General features: G+C 57.5%; 21 protein-coding genes and 1 pseudogene. 21 read left to right on the forward strand and 1 reads right to left on the reverse strand.

The genetic code is table 11. The features are described 5' to 3' along the window. Window positions 1-2 precede the first annotated feature (2 nt). The 8 genes from HLB35_RS12905 (at window position 3) to HLB35_RS12940 (ending at window position 6785) form a co-directional block, all read left to right on the forward strand. Window positions 3-1061, forward strand: a complete 1059-nt coding sequence (locus HLB35_RS12905; RefSeq protein WP_171702895.1) for a formate dehydrogenase subunit gamma — start codon at window positions 3-5, stop codon at window positions 1059-1061. 138 nt (window positions 1062-1199) lie between these two features. Then, window positions 1200-1538, forward strand: a complete 339-nt coding sequence (locus HLB35_RS12910) for a DUF1244 domain-containing protein (protein WP_171702896.1) — start codon at window positions 1200-1202, stop codon at window positions 1536-1538. A gap of 5 nt (window positions 1539-1543) precedes the next feature. Beyond that, entirely contained in the window at window positions 1544-2065 is a 522-nt protein-coding gene (gene moaB / locus HLB35_RS12915; protein WP_171702897.1) for a molybdenum cofactor biosynthesis protein B, read from the forward strand. After that, window positions 2058-3314 carry a molybdopterin molybdotransferase MoeA gene (locus HLB35_RS12920; RefSeq protein ID WP_171702898.1) on the forward strand — a complete coding sequence of 419 codons (1257 nt, stop codon included), beginning with the start codon at window positions 2058-2060 and terminating at the stop codon, window positions 3312-3314. The genes moaB and HLB35_RS12920 overlap by 8 nt, the downstream gene beginning before the upstream one ends. Window positions 3315-3422: 108 nt before the next feature. Next, the gene (locus HLB35_RS12925) at window positions 3423-4391 is read left to right on the forward strand and encodes an ATP-binding cassette domain-containing protein (protein WP_171702899.1); all 969 of its coding nucleotides are present in this window, start codon (window positions 3423-3425) and stop codon (window positions 4389-4391) included. Next, complete coding sequence (locus tag HLB35_RS12930) at window positions 4388-5149, forward strand: ABC transporter permease (RefSeq protein ID WP_171702900.1); 762 nt, start codon at window positions 4388-4390, stop codon at window positions 5147-5149. The genes HLB35_RS12925 and HLB35_RS12930 overlap by 4 nt, the downstream gene beginning before the upstream one ends. A 28-nt stretch (window positions 5150-5177) precedes the next feature. After that, a complete protein-coding gene (locus HLB35_RS12935; RefSeq protein ID WP_171702901.1) occupies window positions 5178-6185 on the forward strand; it encodes a nucleoid-associated protein in 1008 nt (335 codons plus the stop codon). Then, window positions 6186-6785: an exopolysaccharide biosynthesis protein gene (locus tag HLB35_RS12940; RefSeq protein WP_328731850.1), complete on the forward strand. Its 600-nt coding sequence runs from the start codon at window positions 6186-6188 to the stop codon at window positions 6783-6785. It begins immediately after the preceding gene. A 72-nt stretch (window positions 6786-6857) separates the two neighbouring features. On the opposite strand, the gene HLB35_RS12945 is transcribed toward HLB35_RS12940, so the two are convergent. Continuing rightward, on the reverse strand, window positions 6858-7163 hold the full coding sequence (locus HLB35_RS12945; protein WP_171702902.1) for a hypothetical protein: 306 nt from the start codon (window positions 7161-7163) through the stop codon (window positions 6858-6860). Between the two features lie 387 nt (window positions 7164-7550). Between HLB35_RS12945 and nhaC the strand changes: the two genes are divergently transcribed. From nhaC to HLB35_RS13005, 13 genes and pseudogenes are all read left to right on the forward strand, one after another. Beyond that, entirely contained in the window at window positions 7551-9080 is a 1530-nt protein-coding gene (gene nhaC / locus HLB35_RS12950) for a Na+/H+ antiporter NhaC (protein WP_171702903.1), read from the forward strand. Between the two features lie 128 nt (window positions 9081-9208). Next, a complete protein-coding gene (locus HLB35_RS12955; RefSeq protein WP_171702904.1) occupies window positions 9209-10456 on the forward strand; it encodes an NAD(P)/FAD-dependent oxidoreductase in 1248 nt (415 codons plus the stop codon). Window positions 10457-10480: 24 nt separating this feature from the next. Next, the gene (locus HLB35_RS17450; protein ID WP_235937187.1) at window positions 10481-11026 is read left to right on the forward strand and encodes a GlxA family transcriptional regulator; all 546 of its coding nucleotides are present in this window, start codon (window positions 10481-10483) and stop codon (window positions 11024-11026) included. 29 nt (window positions 11027-11055) lie between these two features. Then, entirely contained in the window at window positions 11056-11520 is a 465-nt protein-coding gene (locus HLB35_RS17455; RefSeq protein ID WP_235937188.1) for a helix-turn-helix domain-containing protein, read from the forward strand. A gap of 477 nt (window positions 11521-11997) precedes the next feature. Next, on the forward strand, window positions 11998-13248 hold the full coding sequence (locus HLB35_RS12965; RefSeq protein ID WP_171702905.1) for a sarcosine oxidase subunit beta family protein: 1251 nt from the start codon (window positions 11998-12000) through the stop codon (window positions 13246-13248). Between the two features lie 12 nt (window positions 13249-13260). Then, the gene (locus HLB35_RS12970) at window positions 13261-13602 is read left to right on the forward strand and encodes a sarcosine oxidase subunit delta (RefSeq protein WP_171702906.1); all 342 of its coding nucleotides are present in this window, start codon (window positions 13261-13263) and stop codon (window positions 13600-13602) included. Continuing rightward, window positions 13599-16653 (forward strand): annotated as a pseudogene (locus tag HLB35_RS12975) (sarcosine oxidase subunit alpha family protein). Before HLB35_RS12970 ends, HLB35_RS12975 begins: the two are co-directional and overlap by 4 nt. Further along, on the forward strand, window positions 16646-17281 hold the full coding sequence (locus tag HLB35_RS12980) for a sarcosine oxidase subunit gamma (protein WP_171702907.1): 636 nt from the start codon (window positions 16646-16648) through the stop codon (window positions 17279-17281). The pseudogene HLB35_RS12975 and the gene HLB35_RS12980 overlap by 8 nt, the downstream one beginning before the upstream one ends. A gap of 157 nt (window positions 17282-17438) precedes the next feature. Next, window positions 17439-17729 carry a hypothetical protein gene (locus tag HLB35_RS12985; protein ID WP_216601528.1) on the forward strand — a complete coding sequence of 97 codons (291 nt, stop codon included), beginning with the start codon at window positions 17439-17441 and terminating at the stop codon, window positions 17727-17729. A 56-nt stretch (window positions 17730-17785) separates the two neighbouring features. Further along, window positions 17786-18784: an IS5 family transposase gene (locus HLB35_RS12990; protein WP_171702908.1), complete on the forward strand. Its 999-nt coding sequence runs from the start codon at window positions 17786-17788 to the stop codon at window positions 18782-18784. 120 nt (window positions 18785-18904) lie between these two features. After that, window positions 18905-19381, forward strand: a complete 477-nt coding sequence (locus tag HLB35_RS12995) for a Fic family protein (protein WP_328731931.1) — start codon at window positions 18905-18907, stop codon at window positions 19379-19381. Between the two features lie 219 nt (window positions 19382-19600). Continuing rightward, a protein-coding gene (locus tag HLB35_RS13000; RefSeq protein WP_171702909.1) for an IS3 family transposase occupies window positions 19601-20733 on the forward strand; the annotation gives its coding sequence in 2 pieces (ribosomal slippage) (window positions 19601-19871 and window positions 19871-20733; 1134 coding nt in all). 512 nt (window positions 20734-21245) lie between these two features. Further along, on the forward strand, window positions 21246-22385 hold the full coding sequence (locus tag HLB35_RS13005; RefSeq protein ID WP_171702910.1) for a DUF5924 family protein: 1140 nt from the start codon (window positions 21246-21248) through the stop codon (window positions 22383-22385). Window positions 22386-22554: the final 169 nt, after the last annotated feature.

Here is a 22554-nt window from a genome sequence, read left to right on the forward strand (position 1 = left end):
TCATGACTCATAACAAAACGGGCCTGTGGCGCTGGCTGTGTGTCACGCTGATGCTGCTGGCAAGCCTGGGCATGGCGTCGCTGGCCAGTGCACAGTCCACCTCGGAAAGTGAAATGGTCACGGCGGCGCCGGGCATTGATGCTGATCAATGGCGCCAGGTGCGCAGCGGCGAAACTGGCCCCAACTACCGTGATACGCGCTTTGACAGCAACTACAACCTCGTCAACTCAAGCGGTGAAACCTGGCGCCAGTGGCGTAACCGCTGGGTCTCACCGTTCGGCTTGATCGCCATCGGGGGTATGGCAGCAGCCATTGCGCTGTTTTACATCATCATTGGGCGCAAATATCTGGAGGAGCCGCGCACAGGTCGCAAGCTGTTTCGCTGGTCGCTGTTGATGCGCTCGTTGCATTGGACGGTTGCTTCGTTGTTTATCGTCCTGGCGCTCACTGGCCTTAACCTGCTGTTTGGCAAGTTTGTATTTCGCAGCCTGTTGGGTGATGGAGCCTGGGCGTGGATGGTGTCCACCTCTAAGGTGCTGCACAACTACCTCGGGCCAATCTTTGGTGTGCTGCTCGTTATTCTGTTGATCAGCATGATCAAGGAAAACATGCCCAAAAAGCATGATCTTGAATGGTTCAAGAAAGGCGGTGGCCTGTTCGGTAAGGAACATGTCGACGCCGGGTTCTGCAACGGCGGTGAAAAAGCCTGGTACTGGCTGCTGGCGTCAGTGGGTTTGCTGGTCGTGGCCAGTGGCTTTGTACTCGACTTCCCCAACTTCAATCAGGGCCGCGATACCATGCAGTGGGCAAACCTGATTCATGCGGTGGGTGCCCTGGGGCTGACAGCCGTCTCATTAGGCCATATCTATATCGGCACCTTGGGTACTGAAGGGGCACTGGAAGGTATGACAACCGGCTACGTGGACGAAACCTGGGCGAAAGAGCACCACAATCTCTGGTATGAAGAAGTCAAGGATCAGGCGCTGACGGAAGACGAAATCGCTGCGCAGAAAAGTGCCGGTAGCGCAGGTACAGACAGCGCGCCATCAAGCTCCGGCTAGCGATGTGAAAGCGGTGATACGTCACCGCTCTCTAACTGATTTTTAACTGCTCTGATAACAAAAGACACCGCCTTCGGGCGGTGTCTTTTGTTATGCTGTCGGCAGTTGCGACAAGCCCATTGAATGAGAGGAAAGATCATGCCAGCCTTTGATGAACTCGACCCGGCAACACGCACAGAGCTTGAAGCCGCCGCCTTTCGCCGCCTGTTAACCCACCTGGACGACAACAAGGACGTGCAGAATATCGACCTGATGATTCTGGCCGATTTCTGCCGTAACTGCCTGTCCAAATGGCTGGTGGCAGCCGCTGAGGAAAAGGGCGCCGAGCTGGATTATGACGCCGCCCGTGACTACGTTTACGGCATGCCCTATAGCGAATGGAAGGAACATTACCAGGCACCTGCTACCCCCGAACAGCTGGCCGCCTTTGAAGCACGTCAGGCAAACAAGAAAGCCAGCGGCAGCCAGGAGGCATAGCGACCATGAGTGAGCCAATGATTCCCCTGGGAGTGGCGGTATTGACCGTTTCGGATACCCGCACTGAAGACACCGACCGCAGCGGTCAGGCGCTGGTAGAGCGCGCCACCAGCGCTGGCCACCGGTTGGTCGACAAACGTATCGTAGTGGATGATATCTATCAGATCCGTGCCGTGGTCTCCGCCTGGATCGCTGATCCTGAAGTGCAGGTGATTATCTCCACCGGCGGCACCGGCTTTACTGGCCGTGACTCCACCCCGGAAGCAATGTCCGTGCTGTTTGACAAGCGCATAGAAGGCTTTGGCGAGCGTTTCCGCCTGCTCAGCGGCGAGGAAATCGGCAGCTCAACGATCCAGAGTCGCTGCCTGGCTGGGTTGGCCAATGCCACCGTCATCTTCTGCCTGCCTGGCTCTACCGGCGCCTGCCGCACCGGCTGGGACGGTATTCTCGCCGAGCAGCTGGATAGCCGTCACAAGCCGTGTAACTTCGCCAATCTGGTCATCCCCGAGCGAGGCCAGCATGGCTGAGTTGGCACCGATAGAAACGGCCCTGAAGGCATTACTGCAGGATGCCCGTGCGCTGGACACTGAGCAGGTAGCCTTGACTGACGCCGCCGGGCGGGTGCTGGCGGAAGATGTGAAGGCGCAGCTGGACGTGCCGCCCTTTGATAACAGCGCCATGGACGGCTATGCCCTGCGCGCCGCTGAGGCGGGCCAGCAGCTGCTGATTAGCCAGCGGATTGCGGCGGGTTCTGCCGTGAAACCGCTAATGCCTGGCACCTGTGCGCGGATCTTTACAGGCAGCGAGATTCCACCGGGGGCGGATTGCGTGGTGATGCAGGAGCGTGTGGAGCGCCAGGGCGAACACGCCTTGCTGCCTGCCGATATCCCCATGGGTGATAATATCCGCCGACGCGGCCGCGACGTACGCGCCGGGCAGACGCTACTACGTGCCGGAACGCGGCTGGAGGCGGCTGCGCTTGGGCACCTGGCCGGGCAAGGAGTGACCGAGGTGCAGGTCGTTCGCCGCCCGCGGGTAGCGCTTTTATCCACCGGCGATGAAATCATCGACCCGGGAACGCCGCTCAAGGCCGGACAGCTGTATAACTCCAACCGCCCCATGCTCAAACGCCTGCTGGAAACTTTCGGCGCTGAGGTGGTCAGCCTGGTCAGCGTGCCGGATGACCCGCAAGGCACCCGTGAACAGCTGCAAAAAGCCGCCGAACAGGCGGATCTGGTGGTCAGCACCGGCGGAGTAAGCGTTGGCGAGGAGGATCATGTCAAGACTGCTCTGGAGGAACTGGGCAAGCTGACGCTATGGCGGCTGGCGATTCGCCCGGGCAAACCGCTGGCGCTGGGGCAGCTGCCCAGTCGTAAAGGCCAGGCACATTTTGTCGGCCTGCCGGGCAATCCGGTGTCAGGCTATGTGGGCGCCTGGCTGTTTCTGCGCCCGTTGGTCGGTGCCTTGCTGGCCTGCCCGGTCCTGCAGTCGCTGCCGGAAATCACTGCCAAGGCCGGTTTTGCTACCTCGACCGGGCCACGCCAGCATTATATGCGCGTCAGGCTGTTGTTCTCGTCTTCCGGGGTGAGCGCCGAGGCCTTCGATGATCAGAATTCCGGGGTGCTGTCTTCCTGCATTGATGCCGATGCGCTGGCCGTCATACCCCCACAGACCCAGGTTGAAAAAGGCGATACTGTGACCTGCCTGTGGCTGGCCGGGGGATATAAACAGCATTGCCCTTTGCTCTGCCAGCGCAGAGAGTGCTATCGCGTTTAGGGAAACCTGTCTGTGTCCAGTACAATAGGCCAGCAACTGACTTGCTGGCCTATTTGCAGTTAGCACATGCCAGCAAGCCTGTCTTTTTTACACAGCAAGGAGTAGGCAGTGAGCGACCCGATCATTCGCATTGAAGGCCTCGACAAGATCTATGCTGGTAAAAGCGGTTCAGGTAAGGAAGACGTGGGTAGCTTTCAGGCATTGCGGCAGGTGGATTTGAGCATCGAGCGGGGCGAGATCTTTGCGCTGCTCGGGCCTAATGGCGCCGGTAAAACTACCCTGATCAGCGTGGTCTGTGGGCTGGCATCGCCCACGCGGGGCACTGTCTGGGTGGATGGGTTTGATAACGTCAAACAGTACCGGGATGCTCGTGAGCGAATCGGGCTGGTGCCCCAGGAGCTGACCAACGAGGCGTTTGAAACCGTATGGAATACGGTGAGCTTTAGCCGCGGCCTGTTTGGCAAACCGCCCAACCCCAAGCATATCGAACGGGTGCTCAAGTCACTGACCTTATGGGACAAGCGCCATAACCGCCTGATGACCCTGTCAGGTGGAATGAAGCGCCGGGTGCTGATTGCCAAGGCGCTTTCCCACGAACCGCGCATCCTGTTTCTGGACGAACCGACCGCCGGTGTTGACGTCGAGCTGCGCCGTGAGATGTGGGAGGTGGTGCGCGAGCTGCGCGATCAGGGCGTGACGATTATTCTCACCACCCACTACATCGAGGAAGCCGAAGAGATGGCCGACCGGATCGGCGTCATCAATAACGGTGAAGTGATACTGGTGGAAGAAACCAATGCCCTGATCGAAAAACTGGGCCGTAAGCAGTTGACGCTGCAGCTTTTCGACCCCCTGGACAGCATTCCTGACTCCCTGGCGACATTTGAGCTGGCGCTTAGCGACACGGGGGAAGAACTGATCTACAGCTATGAAAGCTCCTCCAAACAGCGCGACAGCAGCGGTATTTCGACCCTGCTGCGCGCCCTGGAAGCCGCTGGCATTGGCGTCAAGGATCTGCACACCCGACAAAGCTCGCTGGAAGATATTTTCGTTGATCTGGTCAAGGAGCGCGCATGAATCTCTACCCTGTCCGTGCCATCTATATGTCGGAAATGGCACGAACCCGGCGTACGCTGTTGCAAAGCATTGTATCCCCGGTTATTTCCACGTCGCTGTATTTTGTTGTGTTCGGCGCCGCCATTGGCTCGCGGATTGAAGAAATTGGCGGCATCAGTTACGGCGCCTTTATCGTGCCGGGTCTGATCATGTTGATGCTGCTGACCCAGAGTGTCTCCAACGCCTCGTTCGGGATTTTCTTTCCCAAGTTCTCCGGCAGTATCTATGAACTGCTGTCAGCGCCGATTTCCTATCTTGAAATCGTGATTGGTTATGTGGGAGCGGCAGCGTCAAAGTCAGTGCTATTAGGTTTGCTCATTCTGCTGACTTCAAATTTCTTTGTACCGCTAGAGGTGGCTCACCCTGTGTGGATGCTGCTGTTTCTGGTACTGACGGCGCTGACCTTCAGTATGCTGGGATTCATTATTGGCATCTGGGCGGACGGTTTTGACAAACTGCAGCTGGTGCCGCTTCTGGTGATTACGCCCCTGACCTTTCTGGGCGGCAGCTTCTATTCCATCGATATGCTGCCACCTTTCTGGCAGGGGGTAACCCTGTTGAACCCTGTGGTCTATCTGGTCAGTGGGTTTCGCTGGAGTTTTTATGGCATCAGCGATGTGAGCGTCGTGGCCAGTGTCGTGGTGATTTCGCTCTTTCTGGTCGGCTGTCTGGCGATGATTGCCTGGATATTCCGCACCGGCTATCGGCTGAAGCCCTAATACCGCTGTTAAGGAAACCCGAACGCCTATGCCATTATTGCAAAGTATTGTTCATCGCCTGGAACCTGCCCTGGATGGCGCGCGGCTGGACATTGTATCGGCAGGTGACGTGCATCCCCAGGGCAGTGATGTCATGGAAGCCCTGGTGACTACCCTGAATGATACCTACAACACCAAACCCAAAGGCTGGGGGCGTTTCAGCGCTGACCTTGAAGAGGTAGACACCAGCTTCGCTGGCGGGCTGCGTCGCTACCTGGCCGATGGCAGCGACTTTACTACCCTGGCCCAGCACCTGACCGAGCAGCTGGCCAGGGCGCTGGCCGAGCACCTTTCGGTGGCGGGCTACCTGCTGTTTGCCCACCAGCGCCAGGGGGATACCGATACCCTTCTGGTGGCGCTGGTGCATCAACGCGAAGGCATTGGTATCAACGCTGAACACCATGCAATACCTGCCGTGCAGCTGAATACCCGCCAGCTGACCCTGGCCGCGCGCATCAACCTGACCCAGTGGCAGCAGGGCGATGCCCAATCCCAGTATGTGTCCTTTCTGAAAGAGCGCGGTGGCCAGAAAGTGGCCGAGGTGGTAGCCCAGTGGCTGGGCGTAGGCGAGGGCCTTGATGCGCCTCAGGAAACCCGTACCCTGCTCAAGGCATTCAGCGACTACGTCGAAAAGGAGGCCTTTGATGAAGAGGCCAGCCGCGAAAAGACCGATGCCTTGGTCGATTATGCCACCGACCAGCTGAGCCGCGGGGAGACCATGACCCTGGATGAGTTATCTGCGCTGGTGGATGAACGCCAGCCCAAGGCGTTCTATGAGCATATTCGCCACGCTGACTATGGCCTGGCAGAAGAGATACCGCCTGACAAGCGCACTCTGAATCAGTTTCGTCGTTTTACCGGTCGTGCGGGTGGGGTGTCGATCAGTTTTGACTCGCACCTGCTCGGCAACAGTATTGAATACGATGAGGCCGCTGATCGGCTGATTATCAAACAGGTACCCAAGCAGCTTAAAGAACAGCTCAAGGGGCATGACTAAGTGAACGATCAGGATACCCCTCGCGTTTCAAGCCTTATCGGCTTGATTGACATGCTGGAGCAGGTGGCGCCGGAGAGTGAGCATATCAGCGTATCGGATGTGGTGGATGCCATCGGTTTTCGCGGCTTTGGCCCCTTGCTGCTGGCGGCTGGGCTGATCACACTGGCGCCCCTGATTGGCGATATTCCCGGCGTACCGACCCTGATGGCCACCATCGTCCTGTTAATCGGTGGGCAACTGCTGGCCGGACGCCGACGGTTCTGGCTTCCCGCCTGGCTACTGCGCCGGCAGTTGGCGCGACCGACCTTTATGAAAGGCTTACAACATGCCCGAAAACCGTCACGCTGGGTGGATCGCTGGCTGCGCGTACGTTGGCCATGGCTGACCGGCAAGCAGGGCAGCCGCCTCACCGCTGTGACGGCGCTAATCATTGCCCTGGCGATGCCGCCCATGGAGTTTATTCCTTTTTCGGCCAACGGCGCCGGGCTGGCGTTGACGTTACTTGGGCTAGGATTGGTCGCCCGCGATGGTCGTCTGGTATTGGCCGGTATCCTGCTGACTCTGGCAACCTTTGTACTGGTGGCGATCAATGTCTTCTGAACAATAAAAAACGCCACCGTTGTGAAACGGTGGCGTTCTGGTCTTCAATTCCGCGCTATCGGTCTAGCCTCGTCAGGCGCAGTCAGCAGCGCCTTCGCCAAACATATCAAACATCAGCTCACGGCCCATGGAAGTGAGCACAAAGCAACCGTATTCATTATAAATGGCGGCTTCGCTGTTGATCAGCACTTTCTGGCAGGTGGCCCATTCAGGCGCCTGCTTGCTGATGGCTGCCAGTTCACGGCGCCCAATGCCGCGATGGTGCAAGGTAATGCTTTCAAGCACATGACCGTGGTGATAAAGCAGTTCAGCCGCTGTCGCAAGGCACTGACGCAGGCTGCGTTGTAGATGCGCGGCGGTTGATGTGTTGGGAGTCATAAAGGTCTCCTGCAAGAAGCCTAAAAAGGGCTTGTTGCAGCGCATTATAAAGCATCACGAAGTTAATACCAAGGTCGAATCAAGACCAAGGTCTAAATGGTTTTATATGAGTGCTCTATTTCATTTCCCTGAATTCAACATAAAAACCCGCGGAATAGACACGTGAATGCTGTCCGACCCTCGTATTCTTTAGAAATGGGGATGTAAAAAATCAGCGCCAAGAGTAATGTTGTTACTGCAGGCGTCGTTAATCATTAGCTGGGACGGGCCTCAGATTGAAACAGCTTGCCCCCTAAAAAGCGTTTCTGTGGCCAGTCTGAATACATCAGCTAATAGATTGCGTTAATACAAAACCATCACACGTTCAATAATAATGAGGTTTACAAGATGGAAGAGAAACCAGAAAAGGTTCGTCAAAAACCCGGTCTCGGGCTTGCCCTGACGCCTGTCATACTGACGCTGATCGCTATCGGTACCCAGATTTTCTATTTTGGCGACTTCACTCCGCATATCCCATTGGCTATCGGCTTGGCCATCACTTCTTTGGTAGGTATCAAACTTGGCTTCCGCTGGAAGCGGATTGAAGATGGCGCCTTCCACGTTATCAACGTCTCGCTACCCTCGGTATCGGTGTTGATTCTGGTCGGCATGATCATTGGTGTCTGGATCGCCAGTGGTACCGTTCCCAGCCTGATCTATTATGGCCTCCTGATGCTGTCTCCGGCCTTCTTCCTGGCTGCCGCCATGCTGATCTGTTCGGTCGTATCGGTGTCTCTGGGTACCTCTTGGGGTACAGTCGGTACTGTTGGCCTGGCGCTGGTGGGTATTGGTGCTGGCTTTGATATCCCGATCTACTGGACAGCCGGTGCAGTGGTTTCCGGTGCTTTCTTCGGCGACAAGATCTCCCCGCTCTCCGACACCACCAACCTGGCATCAGCCGTCACCGGTAATGACGTCTTTTCGCACATCAAAAACATGATGCCAACCACTATCCCAGCCATGCTGATTGCACTGGTGATCTATCTGGTGGTGGGCTTCACCATGATTGATGATCAGGCTGCTTCTTTTGAGCGCATTGAAGCCATTACCACGTCGTTGAACGCAAACTTCACTATCTCGCCTTGGCTGTTGCTGCCAGCATTGCTGGTTATCATTCTGGCAGTCATGAAAATGCCGCCGATTCCTTCCCTGTTTGCCGGTGTGCTTGCCGGTGCGTTCACGGCGATGGTAACCCAGGGCGTTGGCTTGCACGACATTGTGACCTATGCCAACTACGGTTACTCGATTGAAACCGGCGTTGAAGAGATGGATAGCCTGCTTAACCGTGGCGGTATCCAGTCAATGATGTGGACCATTTCATTGATCCTGATTGCACTGGGTTTTGGTGGTGCGCTGGAAAAAACCGGCTGCCTGGAAACCATCATCAAAGCGATCATGGCCAAAGTACGCTCGTTCAAAGGCGTTCAGACCTCTGCGATTGCTACTTCTTTCGCGACTAACCTGGTCGCAGGCGACCCCTACCTCTCTGTTGCGCTGCCGGGCCGTATGTATGCTCCGACCTACCGTGGTCTGGGCTACTCGACCCTGAACCTGTCGCGTGGTATTGAGGAAGGTGGAACCCTGATGTCGCCGCTGATTCCCTGGAACGCGGGCGGTGCCTTCGTGATCAGTGTGTTGGGTCTGGGGATCGGTGAAGGCAACGTCGAAAACCTGCTATACATCCCGCTGGCCTTTGCCTGCTGGTTGTCGCCGCTGATTGGTATCTTCTACGCGCAGACAGGGCTATTCTCGCCCAAGGCAACGGATGCAGAACGCGCCACCTGGGAAAAGCAGGGTGAGCACATTGCCTCCTCTGATGCGTTAGGTGCTGCTGCCGATGCGGCTGTTAGCAGCCCAGCGTCCGGTTCCAATACCTAGTGAGACGGCTAATAGCCAACATCTGAACTAGCGTTAGACCTAACCGCAAACACCCCGCCCTTTTTGCAGGCGGGGTGTTCGTTTTTGAGATGAACGTTTTTTAGATTAATAACGGTGGGAGAGACGTCATGACCCTGAGCCGTCAAACGGTTGTCATTGGGGGTGGGATTGTTGGCATATGTTGTGCCCTTTATCTGCAAAAAGACGGCCATGCCGTGACCCTGATAGAGCCTGCCAAACTGGGTGACAGCACGGCCAAGTGGAGCTGTGGGCAAATTGCGGTCAGTGAAATCATTCCCCAGTCCAAGCCGGATATCATCAAGAAAGTGCCTGGCTGGTTGCTCGACCAGAAAGGTCCTCTGGCCTTGCGGCCTGCTGCGTTGCCCGGCCTGCTGCCCTGGATGCTGCGTTTTGTCACCCATGCCCGCCCGTCCAGAATCAATACCATTGCTCATGAGTTGGCCAGCCTGACTCAACGCGCCTTTCAGGATTACGCCCCGCTGCTGGAAAACTGCCGCCGCGATGACCTGATTGGCCAGCATCCAACCCTGGAGCTTTTTGATAGCGCCGCCGGCCTTGCCCATGAGCAGACGTATGTTGAGCTGCGCCGCTCGCTGGGGTTTGCCTCCGAGGTCCTCAATGCCGAGCAGATTGCCGAAAAAGAACCCGCACTGGCCGGGCGCTTTTCACACGGCTTGCTGCTGGAAGACTGGCGCACCGTGTGTGATACCGAAACCTTTATTGCCGAGCTGGCCAACAGCTTCGTTGAGCAGGGCGGAACCCTTGTACAGGGCAGCGTCTCGCGGATTGACACCCAGGGCAGCCGCGCAGTGGGGGTGGCCCTGGAAAACGGTGATCGGCATCCCGCGGAACAGCTTGTGGTGGCCGCCGGAAATGGTAGCAAGGCATTTTTTGACACCCTGGGTGTCAAGGTGCCGCTGATCAAGGTGGGCGGGTATCAGGTGGTACTACCCACGCCGGGTGTGGAACTGACCCATGCTAGCTTTTATGCCGATGGCGGCTTCGGCATCATTCCTCTGGAGCGTGGCCTGCAGATTGGCGGCACGATAGAATTTGCCAGTGAACACGCTGAGCCCAATTTCAAGCGCGCCGAGATGATACTTGAAAAAGCCAAGGGCATATTGCCTGGGCTTAACACCAACGGAATGGAGTTTGGCGCCGGTTGGCGGCCTTTTCTGCCGGATACCAAACCGGTGATTGACCGTTCCCCCGCCCTGGAAAACGTGGCGATGGCCTTTGGCCACGGCCAGTTAGGCTTGACGGTGGGAGCCACCACCGGGAAGCTGGTGGCTGACCTGCTGGCGGGCAAGGCTACGGATGTTGACCTGACCCCATTCAGGGCATCGCGTTTTTAGGAGTGAGCCAAGCATGGTGATTCAATGAGCGTCGCAGTCAATAATGCACCTTCCTTGTCGGTAGGTATTGTGTTGCTGCATCGTTTTACTCTCTTACCGTTTGCGGCCTTTGTGGATTGCCTGCGCCTGGCGGCCGATGAGGGTGATCGTAGCCGCCCGCTGCGCGCTCAATGGGTGTTTATGACGCCCCACGGCGAACCGGTAGCGTCCAGCTGCGGCGCGGTAATCTCGGCGTGTCAGCCATTCCAACCGCCTGCCCGCTTTGATTACTTGGTGGTGATTGGCGGCGTTCAGGAAGACAAAGCTGCCCTTGAAGCCGCGACCAGCGCCTACCTGCGTGAAGCCGATCATGCAGGCATCCCGCTGGTAGGGTTATGCACCGGCGTGTTTGCGCTGATTCAGGCCGGGCTGATGAAAGGGCGACGCTGCTGCGTCAGCTGGTATCACTATCATGAAATGGCCAAACGCTTTCCCACCGCTGAGCCAGTGGCGGATAAGCTGTTCATTGATGACGGCGACCGCATCACCTGCGCCGGGGGGCCGCCGCTGCGGATCTGGCGGCGTTTCTGATCGAGCGGCATATCGGCAAGGCCTGGGCGATGAAAAGCCTGCATATCATGCTGCTGGATGAAGCTCGTGAGGGCGCGTCACCTCAGCCCCAGCCGGTGGTATTTGGGCGGGTGGAAGACCGCATCGTCAGGCGCGCCATACTGGTGCTTGAGCAGCATCTTGGCCAGGTGATCAGCATGGATGCCCTGGCCGAGCGGGTAGGTACCTCGCGGCGCAATCTGGAACGCCGCTTCAAGGCCACCCTGGGCGTCAGCCCACAGCAGTTTGCCCGTGAACTGCGCCTGCGCTATGGCCTGTGGCTGTTGAACTATACCGGCAAGAGCGTCACTGATATTGGCGCCCGCTGTGGGTTTGCCGATACCGCACACTTTTCCCGCCAGTTTCGCGCCTGTTTTGGCGCTTCCCCTTCAGAGCTGCGCAAAAACGCAACGCTGCCCAATGGCCATCAGGTCGACCCTTTCTTTTTGCATGTGGACGGCCAGCCAGCGCTTTAGCGGCCGCTTCCGGCTGGGAGCTGTTTTGCTCCAGGGTCGTTAATATTTGAAATGTTCATGCGTTTTGTCGCATTTGTTCAATTCGTGGCGCGCGTAATCGCCTTTAATCAAACCCTAGGGCCTGTTGACGTTTCATCACGACCGCGACAGAGGCCCTTTTGGTGCAGAACAAGGCGTGAGGAGCGTGGTTGGGTGGCTCCCAATCAGCGACAAACAACGCAAGGGCTGCGCCAAAGGGCCCTGTCCCTTCGGGTTGCGTGCCAAAGAACGCCATGCGGCGTTGCGCCACTCGGTAAGGGCACCACCATTGCCGTCGTGTCGCGCCTTGCCTGACGCTCTTTGGCGCAGCAACGCGGTTCGCGATGAAACGTCAACAGGCCCTATAGAAATCCCTATTACTCACCAACAATAATGACGTAGGGCTGTCGGGGTGGAATGAATCGCCTGCAGAAAGCCTGACGCATTCAGGAGCCTTCCATGCAACGCTATTCTGGCTTCGGGCTGGTCAAGCATGCGCTCAGCCATCACGAAAACTGGCAGCGCCAGTGGCGCAACCCTACTCCCAAACCGGCTTACGACGTCATTATTGTCGGCGGCGGCGGCCATGGGCTGGCTACCGCCTACTATCTGGCCAAGGAATTCGGGATCACCAATGTCGCGGTGATCGAGAAAGGCTGGTTAGGCGGCGGCAATACCGCGCGCAACACCACCATCGTACGTTCCAACTACCTGTGGGACGAATCGGCCTTCCTTTATGAACATGCCATGAAACTCTGGGAAGGGCTGTCCCAGGATTTGAACTATAACGTCATGTTCTCCCAGCGCGGGGTCATGAACCTGGGGCATACCCTGCAGGACATGCGCGACATTCAGCGCCGGGTCAACGCCAACCGCCTCAACGGCATCGACAGTGAAGTACTCGATACCGCTGGCGTGCAGAAAATCGTCCCCATCATGGATTGCTCCAAGAATGCCCGTTACCCGGTGCTGGGGGCGTCCTGGCAGCCGCGCGCCGGGGTAGCCCGGCATGATGCGGTGGCCTGGGGCTATGCCCGCGGCGCTGATGCATTAGGCGTGGATATTTTGCAGCAGACAGAAGTCACCGGGTTCAAGATCCGTGACGGCCAGATCTATGGCGTGCACACCAACCGCGGCGATATCGAAGCCAAAACGGTGGGCTGTGTAGCGGCCGGCAACTCCGGCGTGCTGGCAGGAATGGCTGGCTTCAGGCTGCCGCTGGAATCCCATCCGCTGCAGGCGCTGGTCTCCGAACCCATCAAGCCGGTGCTGGATACCGTGGTCATGTCCAACCATGTGCACGGCTATGTCAGCCAGTCGGACAAGGGGGATCTGGTTATCGGTGCCGGTATCGACGGCTACAACGGCTACGGCCAGCGCGGTAGCTACCCGACGGTGGAGCACACCCTGCAAGCCATTGTGGAAATGTTCCCGATCTTCTCGCGGGTGCGCATGAACCGCCAGTGGGGCGGTGTGGTAGATACCTGCCCGGATGCCTGCCCGATCCTGTCGAAGACGCCGGTCAAAGGCCTCTACTTCAACTGCGGCTGGGGCACCGGCGGCTTCAAGGCCACGCCCGGTTCGGGCCATGTGTTTGCCGCCAGCCTTGCCAAGGGCGAGATGCATCCGATTGCAGCGCCTTTCTCCATCGACCGCTTCCACAGCGGTGCGCTCATCGATGAACACGGCGCGGCCGGCGTCGCGCACTGAGGAGATTTCGTCATGTTCATTATTTATTGCCCATATTGCTGCGAATATCGCGAAGAAGAAGAGTTTCACCCCAAGGGCCAGGCGCACATTGAACGCCCCAAGGACCCTGAGGCCTGCAGCGACGAAGAGTGGGGCGATTACCTATTCTTCCGCGATAATCCGCGCGGTGTTCACCATGAAATGTGGGTGCATGCTGCTGGCTGCCGCAAGTTCTTCAACGTGACCCGCCACACGGTGAGCTACAAGATTCTGGAAACCTACAAGATGGGCGAAAAGCCCTCGGTGACCGCCGAGAGCGTTGCAGCCACCACCGCCACCCCGGAAAGCGTTCAGAAAGAAGGAGTCCGCGCATGAGCCAGCATCAGGATACTGCCGGTCGCCGGCTCAAGGCAGGCGGGCAGATCGACCGCTCCCGTCCTCTGAACTTCACCTTTAATGGCAAGACTTACCAGGGCTATGCCGGTGATACCCTGGCCTCGGCGCTACTGGCCAATGGCGTTGATATCGTCAACCGCAGCTTCAAGTACTCGCGTCCGCGCGGCATTGTCACCACTGGGGCCGCCGAGCCCAACGCGGTGGTTCAGCTGGGCGCGAGCGAAGCGGCTCAGGTACCCAACGTGCGCGCCACTCAGCAGGCCCTTTATGCAGGCCTGAGCGCGGCCAGCACCAACGGCTGGCCGAACGTTCAGCTCGATATGATGGGCATGATTGGTAAGCTTGGCGGCAAGTTCATGCCGCCAGGGTTCTACTACAAGACCTTCATGGCCCCGGCCTCGATGTGGATGACCTATGAAAAGTACATCCGTAAGGCCGCTGGCCTGGGCCGCAGCCCGATGGAGCCGGATGCCGACATCTACGATCACCTTCACCAGCATTGCGACATCCTCGTAGTGGGCGCTGGCCCAGCGGGCCTGGCGACTGCGCTGCTGGCGGCCCGCAGTGGTGCTCGGGTCATTGTCGCTGACGAGCAGGAAGCGCTTGGCGGCTCATTGCTCGATGCGCCCTATACTCTGGATGGCGAACCTGCCGAGCAGTGGGTGGCACGCGTGGTCGAAGAGCTAGCCAGTATGCCGCACGTGACCCTGCTGCCGCGCACCACCGCCAACGGCTACCACGATCACCACTTTGTGACCTTGCACGAGCGTCGGACCGAGCATCTGGCCGATACCGCGCCGCAGGTTGACGGTCGCCGCCAGGTGCGCTCGCGCATGCACCGCGTGCGGGCCGGTCAGGTGGTGCTTGCCACTGGCGCCCATGAACGGCCGCTGGTGTACGCCAATAACGATGTTCCCGGCAATATGGTGGCCAGCGCCGTAACCGCCTATATTCATCGCTATGCCGTGGTGCCGGGCAAAACGCTGGTGGTTTCCACCGCCAACGACGACGGCTACCGTGCCGCTATTGCCTGGAAGCAGGCCGGCCATGCAGTCGCCGCCATTGCCGACGTGCGCGACAACCCGGACGGCGACCTGGTTGAAAAAGCCCGCGAACTGGGTATCCGCATCATCACCGGCAGTGCCGTGATCGAAGCCAAGGGCAGTAACCGGGTCAGCGGCGCGCGGATTGCCAAGGTTGACCTGCAGCGTTTCTGTGTCAGCGGCGCGGTGGAAGAGCTGGCCTGTGACACCATCGCCACCAGCGGCGGTTTCAGCCCGGTCATTCACCTGGCCTCACACACCGGCGCCCGCCCGACCTGGCGCGACGATCTGATCTGCTTTGTGCCCGGCCTGGTGGAAGGCGTGCATGCCTGCGGCGGCGCCAATGCCAACTATGCGCTTGGCTCGCTGTTCTCTGAGGCCGTTGACGTGGCCGCCCGCGCTGTGGCTGCCCTGGGCATGAGCCCTGAGCCTATCACCCTGCCGACAACGGATGAGCCGCGCATTGGCAAGGCGGTGGCACTTTTCCAGGTGCCCCATGAAAAGGACACCCTCAAGGCACCCAAGCAGTTCGTTGACCTGCAAAATGACGTCACCGCTTCTGCCATTGAGATTGCCACACGCGAAGGTTTCGAGTCGATTGAGCACGTCAAGCGCTACACCGCGTTGGGTTTTGGGACCGATCAGGGCAAGCTGGGTAATATCAACGGCATGGCGATTGCTGCACGCTGCTTGAAGCGGCCGATTCCCGAGGTCGGCACCACCGTTTTCCGGCCCAACTACACCCCGGTCACCTTTGGCGCCATTGTCGGCCGCCATTGCGGCAGCCTGTTTGACCCTGAGCGTTACACCGCCATGCACGACTGGCACGTGGCACGCGGCGCTGAATTCGAGGAAGTCGGCCAGTGGATGCGCCCCTGGTACTATCCACAGAAAGTGAATGGCAAGCTGGAAAGCATGCACGAGGCCGTTCAGCGTGAATGCCTGGCGGTGCGTGAAAAGGTCGGTATTCTTGACGCTTCGACTCTGGGCAAGATCGATATCCAGGGCCCCGATGCCCGTGAGTTTATCGGCCGGGTCTACACCAACAAGTGGGCCAAGCTGCCGGTCGGCAAATGCCGCTACGGCCTGATGTGTAAAGACGACGGCATGGTTACCGATGACGGTGTTACCAGCTGCCTGGGTGAAAACCACTTCCTGATGACCACCACCACCGGCGGTGCCGCGGCGGTACTGGAGTGGCTGGAATTGTGGCACCAGACCGAATGGCCAGAGCTAGATGTCTACTTCACCTCGGTCACCGACCACTGGGCGACCATGACGGTGACCGGGCCTGAAGCCCGCAAGCTGGTCAGCGAACTGACCGATATCGACCTCAACCGCGATGCCTTCAAGTTTATGGAATGGCGCGCGGGCAAGGTGGCGGGCGTTCCGGCGCGTATTTTTCGGATCTCGTTCACCGGCGAGCTGAGCTTTGAAATCAACGTTCAAGCCAACTACGCCGAACACGTCTGGAAAACCTTGTTTGAGCACGGTGAGAAGTACGGCCTGACCCCTACGGCACCGAAACCATGCACGTGCTGCGCGCCGAAAAGGGCTTCATTATTGTCGGCCAGGACACCGATGCCTCGGTGACCCCGGAAGATCTGGGTATGCAGTGGTGTGTGGGCTACGACAAGCCATTTTCCTGGATCGGCAAGCGTGCGCTGACCCGCTCGGATACGGCACGCCGTGACCGCAAACAGTTTGTCGGCCTGAAGCCCAAGGATCCCAGCGTGGTATTGGAAGAGGGCGCTCAGATCGTTCGCGATCCTCAACACGCCATATCCCAATGCCAATGGTCGGCCACGTGACCTCAAGCTACTACAGCCCGACTCTTAAGAGCGGCTTTGCGCTGGCCGTCGTCAAGGACGGCCATCAGCGGATGGGCGAGAGCGTCTTCCTGCCCTGCGTCGATGGCACGGTTCACGAAGCTGAAATTGTCAGCCCGATTTTCTATGACCCCAAGGGAGAGCGCCAGCATGTCTAAGGTCGCGACTTTCGATACCCGTGCCGAGGCCGACCTGCCGGTCGCCACCCCCATGGCCTACAGCTTTGCGCACAGCGGTGCGCCTGCCGTCACCCCGCAAAGCCGCGTGGTGCTGCGCGAACGCCCGCTGCAGGGGCATCTGATCCTGCGCGGCGGCGCCATCGTGCTCGATGAAGCCGTGCGCAAGGTGCTGGGCATCAACCTGCCCGGCGAGCCCCAAGCCCTCACCCTGGATGAGTCCGGCCAGCGCTCGGTGCAGTGGTTATCCCCGGATGAATGGCTGGTCATCGTGCCCGACGGCGAAGCCTTCGAGCTTGAAACCGCTCTGCGCCACGAGCTCGCCGATGCCCACTACGCCATCAGCGATGTCAGCGGCGGCCAGACCCTACTTGAGCTGGAAGGTGAGGGCGCCACCGAGGTACTGATGAAAAGCGTCATCTACGACGTTCACCCATCGCACTTCAAGGTCGGCAAGGGCGTGACCACGGTATTCGCCAAGGCCACCGTGATCCTGCGCCGCCCCAGCGAAACCCGCTGGGAGCTGGTCGTCCGCCGCAGCTTCGCCGACTACACCTACCGCTGGCTGCTCGACGCTGGCGACGAGTTCGCCATCGGCGTGGAACGCTGATCTTCAGCTAGACGCAGGGTAGGCTAACCACACCGGCTTGGCAGAGACTTCTCTGCCAGGCCGGTTTTTTGTGTAGCCACTGTTTGCCAGCGTCTACTATCATCATCAACTGTACGCGTAGATTTGGGCAGTTTTACTGAAATTAAAGAAGATCACCATGCCAGCATTGACAGATACTAGGTGGAATATGAAGCCCAATATCCCTTTGGCTAAACAACTTGCCAAAAGGGATCTGCCAGCTTTGGTTTATGACGCTGTTAATCTCGAAGGTGTTGCCATGACCTTACCTGAGGTGCAGACCATTCTTGATGGGATCACCGTAGGGGGCATCGCATCAGTGATCAAAATATGGCCATTAATCAGGCTAAAGCATGGGCGTTCATTTTTGACCGGGTCGGCCAAGGTGACTTTAAGGAAACGCTGCACAAATCCCACTGTAACTGCCTGATCGCCACCGATAGGGTAGAATCTAACCATTCCGCCACCGTCTGACAGAGCCATCCGATGAAGCAGATCTCTTTCGCCCAGGCTGAGCACCAGAACAAGAAGAAGGTCACCCGCCGAGAGCGATTCCTGGCACAGATGGATACCTTGGTGCCATGGCAGCGGCTGATCGAGGCACTGGCGCCGTCCTACTTTCCGAACTCGGTAGGCAAACGAGGCCGGCCGCCGATTGGCCTGGAGCGCATGCTGCGGATCTACTTCCTTCAGCAGTGGTATGCGCTCGCCGATGAGGCATTGGAAGATGCCATCTACGACAGCCAAGCCATGCGCGACTTCATCGGCATCGATCTGGCCGTCGAGAGCGTGCCGGATGCGACCACGCTGCTGCGCTTCCGCCATTTGCTGGAGAAGCATGCCCTGACCCAGCGAATCTTTGAGGAAATCAACGCCCACTTGGCCGAGCAGGGCCTGTTCATGCGCGAGGGCACCATCGTCGACGCCACCATTGTGGCCGCCGCCCCTTCCACCAAGAACAAGGCCAAGCAACGCGATCCGGAGATGAAGCAGACCCGGAAGGGCAAGCAGTACTACTTTGGCATGAAGGCCCATATCGGTGTCGATGCGGTCACCGGGCTGACCCACAGTGTCGCCGCCACCTCGGCCAACGTCGCCGATGTCACCATGGCCGGCCACCTGGTCCGGGAGGATGACAAGCGGATATACGGCGACGCGGGTTACACCGGTATGTGGAAGCATCTGGACGAAGAGAAGGATGACCCGGATTCCCGGTGCTGTGTCGCCGCCAAACGCGGCACCATCAAGAAGATGGAAGACAGTCCCATGAAAGTGCTGCTGCTGGAATTCGAGAAGGCCAAGGCCAGCATCCGCGCCAAGGTCGAGCACCCGTTTCATGTCATCAAGAACCTCTTCAGCTACCGAAAGGTTCGCTACAAGGGGCTGGCCAAGAACCAGGCGCAGCTGTTCACCCTGTTCGCCCTCGGCAATTTGGTGCTGGCTGGACGATGCCAGAGCCATGCTGACGGGGCCAGTGTGTCTTGAATCTGGCCTGGCAGCAGGATAACTCGGCTGCCAGGGTAAAAAAGCCACCTTCAGTGGCCAGAAAGTGACTGCTGACGCGGTGAATATGCCGCCCTGAGCGCTTCAGCCGCTCAGAGACGAATTGATCAGCGGTTCCTTAAGTTCAATAAAGCAACCGCCTTGCAAATTCACAATATCGCTGGGAAAGAAGAAGCATTAGAGTCGGGTAAATTCCGCTCTGGTTACGTTTCCATTACGGGTGCAGATTATGAGCCGCCCGCACCAGATGAGTTGGACGCAAAATGGCTTGACGTTGAGTATCAAGTGAATGCTGAAGCTGATGTTTACGATCAGGCAGTCACAGCATTTTTACAAATGGCACGTGCGCAGTTTTTTTGGGACGTCAACAAACGGACAGGTCGTTTTCTGATGAATGGGATCCTTTTGGCTAACGGTTTTCCCATCATTAATGTACAAGCAAAGCGTCAGCAAGAATTTAACACCCTGATGCTCGACTTCTATTCCTCTAATGATATGACCGCCATGAATCAGTTTTTACGCAGCTGTTTGGATGAAAAAATCATTCGTAATTTCAAGCTGGACCTGAAAATCAGCTAGCAAAGCGTTAAAGACCAAGCCCCTGCCAACTAACACAAAAAGTCAAAACTCTTTAGGATGGCTTCGCAAAGCAATCCGCCAACTTGCTACAGGCGAGAGGGGTTAGCAGGCGTTAAGCCCAGTCCAACGCCTTTGGGGCAGCGAGGAGGTGTGAAGTGGACCCCAAAATTTGGACAGGTGCCTAAGCTATGATTCATCATCTCCACAAGGAGGAGAATCATGAGCAAGAAACGCAAACAATACAGCGCATCATTCAAGTCCAAAGTCGCTCTGGCCGCCATCAAGGGCGACCAGACCACATCCGAAATTGCTGCTCGTTTTCAGATCCACCCCACCATGGTCAGCACCTGGAAGCGCGACTTGCTGGAGAACGCTACCGACCTCTTCGAAGGCAAGAAGAAGGTCGGCAAGCAATCCGATGAGCCCAGCACAGACGAGCTGTACCGTGAGATTGGTCGACTGACGGTGGAACGCGATTTTTTGTCGCGCAAGCTCGATCAGTAAGCCGCCAACAGCGGTTGGCAATGATCGAGCGTGGTCATCCCCAAATCAGTCTTTCACGCCAGTGCGAGCTGCTCAAGCTGAGCCGCTCATCGGTGTACTACGTCCCTCGTGAGCCATGTCAGGAGGATCTGGACCTGATGTATCTGATTGATCAGCAACACCTGGAAACGCCGTACTATGGCTCTCGCAAGATGCGTGCCCATTTGCAGCACCAGGGCTATCGGGTCAATCGGAAGCGGGTGCAGAGGCTGATGCGCACCATGGGCATTCAGGCGGTGTATCCACGCCCCAGAACCAGCATTCCGGGCGACGGGCACAAGGTTTATCCGTACCTGCTCAAAGGGCTGAAAATCGACCGCCCCAACCAGGTGTGGGCAACAGATATCAGCTATATTCCGCTGGCCCGGGGCTTCATGTATCTGGTCGCCATCATCGACTGGTACAGCCGCAAGGTGCTGTCCTGGCGGGTCTCCAACACCATGGACACAGACTTTTGTGTCGATGTCCTGGAGGAGGCTCTACAGCGCCATGGAGCGCCGGAGATCTTCAATACCGATCAGGGTGTCCAGTTCACCAGTGAGGCCTTCACAAACGTTCTCAAAGATCATGGCATCCGGATCAGCATGGACGGCAAGGGCTGCTACCATGACAATATATTCGTGGAACGGCTCTGGCGCAGCGTCAAATACGAGTGTGTTTACCTTGCCGCTTTCGAGGATGGACAACACTTGAAGCAGGCGCTCCACCGGTACTTCTGGCATTACAATCAGACCCGGTACCACCAAACCCTTGATTACCAAACGCCCGATGAGGTGTACTACGGGCAACCCATATCTCTGGCAGCCTGAGTCAGGGAAACAACCGGATTATAGCTTAGGGATACCATCAGGTTGTCCAACTGATTGGGTCCACCTCAGTGAATGACGCCCAGAGCCACAAACCAATAAATGTAACTTATAGAAACCCACTACATTAGCTGATATTGTGAGTTAAAAGACGCCAAGGAAGAGGCCACATGACGCAAAAATGCCAATCACCTAAACAACACCTAGTCGGCCCGGTTCAGCATGACCAGGCTGGTGTTTTTGTGGGTGAGGGTTGGGGTGACCACTACATCCCAAGGCGAGGATTGTGCACCCATGTTAATCCTTCAGCGAAGCTGATGGTTGAGGAGCCTAGTGCGTTAATCGCGCATGCTCGGATCTGTGGAGGGCGGGTCGAGCAATCGCCCGGTCTACCCGATCATCTTCATTTTCAGACCTGCGACATGAATAAGGCGGGGTAAAGCCCTGACTTTGGGCGAAGAGAGCTCACCCCCGCGACTGATAATATAACGGATGTTTTTCGATGATGAATCACCATGCATAAGCTCTCTACTGTCCGCGTTGCTCTACTACAACAACATATCGAACGTCTTGTCGCACTCGCTAAACCCTGGACATGGATGTGGCCACCGGTAGCCTTTGCTACGGGGCTTGGCAGTTTGTTTTTGATTGACCGCCAACAGTGGCTAGGCGCTGCCCTAGCCTTAGGGCTGCTTTGCGCTTGGGTGCTCTTGCTTACTGAGGGCGTGATGAGCCGCTGGTTAGGTCGGCGCGGCTACCCGACGTTTCCGCGCAGTGTCATCACCTTCATCACGCAAATGGTTCACCAAGAGACTCTCTTTTTCACTCTTCCGTTTATTCTCGCAACCACGGTATGGCATAGCGGCCAAGCGCTTTTCGCCCTTATGGTCGTGGCGATGGCCATTTTTTCTATCACCGACCCGCTGTATTACAAAATCGCTGAGAAATGGCGTAGCGCTTACTTTGTGTTTCACGCCCACTGCGTTTTCTTAGTCACCCTTGTCACGCTCCCCATCATGCTGAAGCTCACCACGGCGCAAAGTTTGCTGCTCGCCCTCGGCGTGATGGTGTTAACCGGCCTTCCTAGCTTTTTTCACTTACTCAGACGCCGTACCTGGCAAGACTGGATGATATTCGGATGTTTGGCGCTCTTACTCGCAAGCGCAGGATGGCTTGGGCGGATATGGGTACCGCCGGCAACGCTCTGGATGACTGGGAGTGCTCTCGCTCCTGCGCTTAATGAAGAGCAGCGTGAACCCGAAGGGGCGATGATATTAACCCCCGGCGCACTTAAATCGCGCGGCCTTTATGTGTATACCGCGATTCGCGCACCACGTGGCTTGAGCGAAACCATTACTCACGATTGGCACCAAAACGGCGAGCTGCTCGACTCCATCGAACTCGATATTAATGGCGGACGCGAGGAGGGATATCGCGCCTGGAGCCACAAATTGCAATTCCCCGAGGATCCAACGGGCCGGTGGCGAGTTGATATAATGACGGCAGGCGGACAGCGCTTAGGGCTGATTCGTTTTAGGGTATCGGAAGATGAAGAAGTAGCCACACGCGCCGATAGCCAAATTCATGCAAGTGGCTTAAGAAAGCTGAACTTGCAGCGTTTTATTCCTGGCCAATCGCAATCAAGCAACGATTGAGGAAGAATGGAAGGACGGTTTCATGGAGGAGCATTGGTTGTGGTCAAGTATGCACGAGTTCTAAAGACAGTTTTTGGCCGATACCAACAAAATCTCTCAAAACTCAATGGGGTCAGAGCCATTGAGTTTTCAAGTAGGAGGTCAGTGGATCGCTTACCAACCCCCACTA

The sequence above is a fragment of the Vreelandella azerica genome, assembly GCF_013112225.1.
Classification (GTDB): Bacteria; Pseudomonadota; Gammaproteobacteria; order Pseudomonadales; family Halomonadaceae; genus Vreelandella; species Vreelandella azerica.

Excerpts from the sequence above, each read along its gene's own strand:
- HLB35_RS12930 (WP_171702900.1), top strand. The coding sequence starts at position 4,388 with ATGAATCTCTACCCTGTCCGTGCCATCTATATGTCGGAAATGGCACGA.
- HLB35_RS17455 (WP_235937188.1), top strand. The coding sequence starts at position 11,056 with ATGAAAAGCCTGCATATCATGCTGCTGGATGAAGCTCGTGAGGGCGCG.
- HLB35_RS12990 (WP_171702908.1), top strand. The coding sequence starts at position 17,786 with ATGAAGCAGATCTCTTTCGCCCAGGCTGAGCACCAGAACAAGAAGAAG.
- HLB35_RS12970 (WP_171702906.1), top strand. The coding sequence starts at position 13,261 with ATGTTCATTATTTATTGCCCATATTGCTGCGAATATCGCGAAGAAGAA.
- nhaC (WP_171702903.1), top strand. The coding sequence starts at position 7,551 with ATGGAAGAGAAACCAGAAAAGGTTCGTCAAAAACCCGGTCTCGGGCTT.
- HLB35_RS12985 (WP_216601528.1), top strand. The coding sequence starts at position 17,439 with ATGCCAGCATTGACAGATACTAGGTGGAATATGAAGCCCAATATCCCT.
- HLB35_RS12945 (WP_171702902.1), bottom strand. The coding sequence starts at position 7,163 with ATGACTCCCAACACATCAACCGCCGCGCATCTACAACGCAGCCTGCGT.
- HLB35_RS12910 (WP_171702896.1), top strand. The coding sequence starts at position 1,200 with ATGCCAGCCTTTGATGAACTCGACCCGGCAACACGCACAGAGCTTGAA.
- moaB (WP_171702897.1), top strand. The coding sequence starts at position 1,544 with ATGAGTGAGCCAATGATTCCCCTGGGAGTGGCGGTATTGACCGTTTCG.
- HLB35_RS12920 (WP_171702898.1), top strand. The coding sequence starts at position 2,058 with ATGGCTGAGTTGGCACCGATAGAAACGGCCCTGAAGGCATTACTGCAG.
- HLB35_RS17450 (WP_235937187.1), top strand. The coding sequence starts at position 10,481 with ATGAGCGTCGCAGTCAATAATGCACCTTCCTTGTCGGTAGGTATTGTG.
- HLB35_RS12955 (WP_171702904.1), top strand. The coding sequence starts at position 9,209 with ATGACCCTGAGCCGTCAAACGGTTGTCATTGGGGGTGGGATTGTTGGC.
- HLB35_RS12965 (WP_171702905.1), top strand. The coding sequence starts at position 11,998 with ATGCAACGCTATTCTGGCTTCGGGCTGGTCAAGCATGCGCTCAGCCAT.
- HLB35_RS12980 (WP_171702907.1), top strand. The coding sequence starts at position 16,646 with ATGTCTAAGGTCGCGACTTTCGATACCCGTGCCGAGGCCGACCTGCCG.
- HLB35_RS13005 (WP_171702910.1), top strand. The coding sequence starts at position 21,246 with ATGCATAAGCTCTCTACTGTCCGCGTTGCTCTACTACAACAACATATC.
- HLB35_RS12935 (WP_171702901.1), top strand. The coding sequence starts at position 5,178 with ATGCCATTATTGCAAAGTATTGTTCATCGCCTGGAACCTGCCCTGGAT.
- HLB35_RS12905 (WP_171702895.1), top strand. The coding sequence starts at position 3 with ATGACTCATAACAAAACGGGCCTGTGGCGCTGGCTGTGTGTCACGCTG.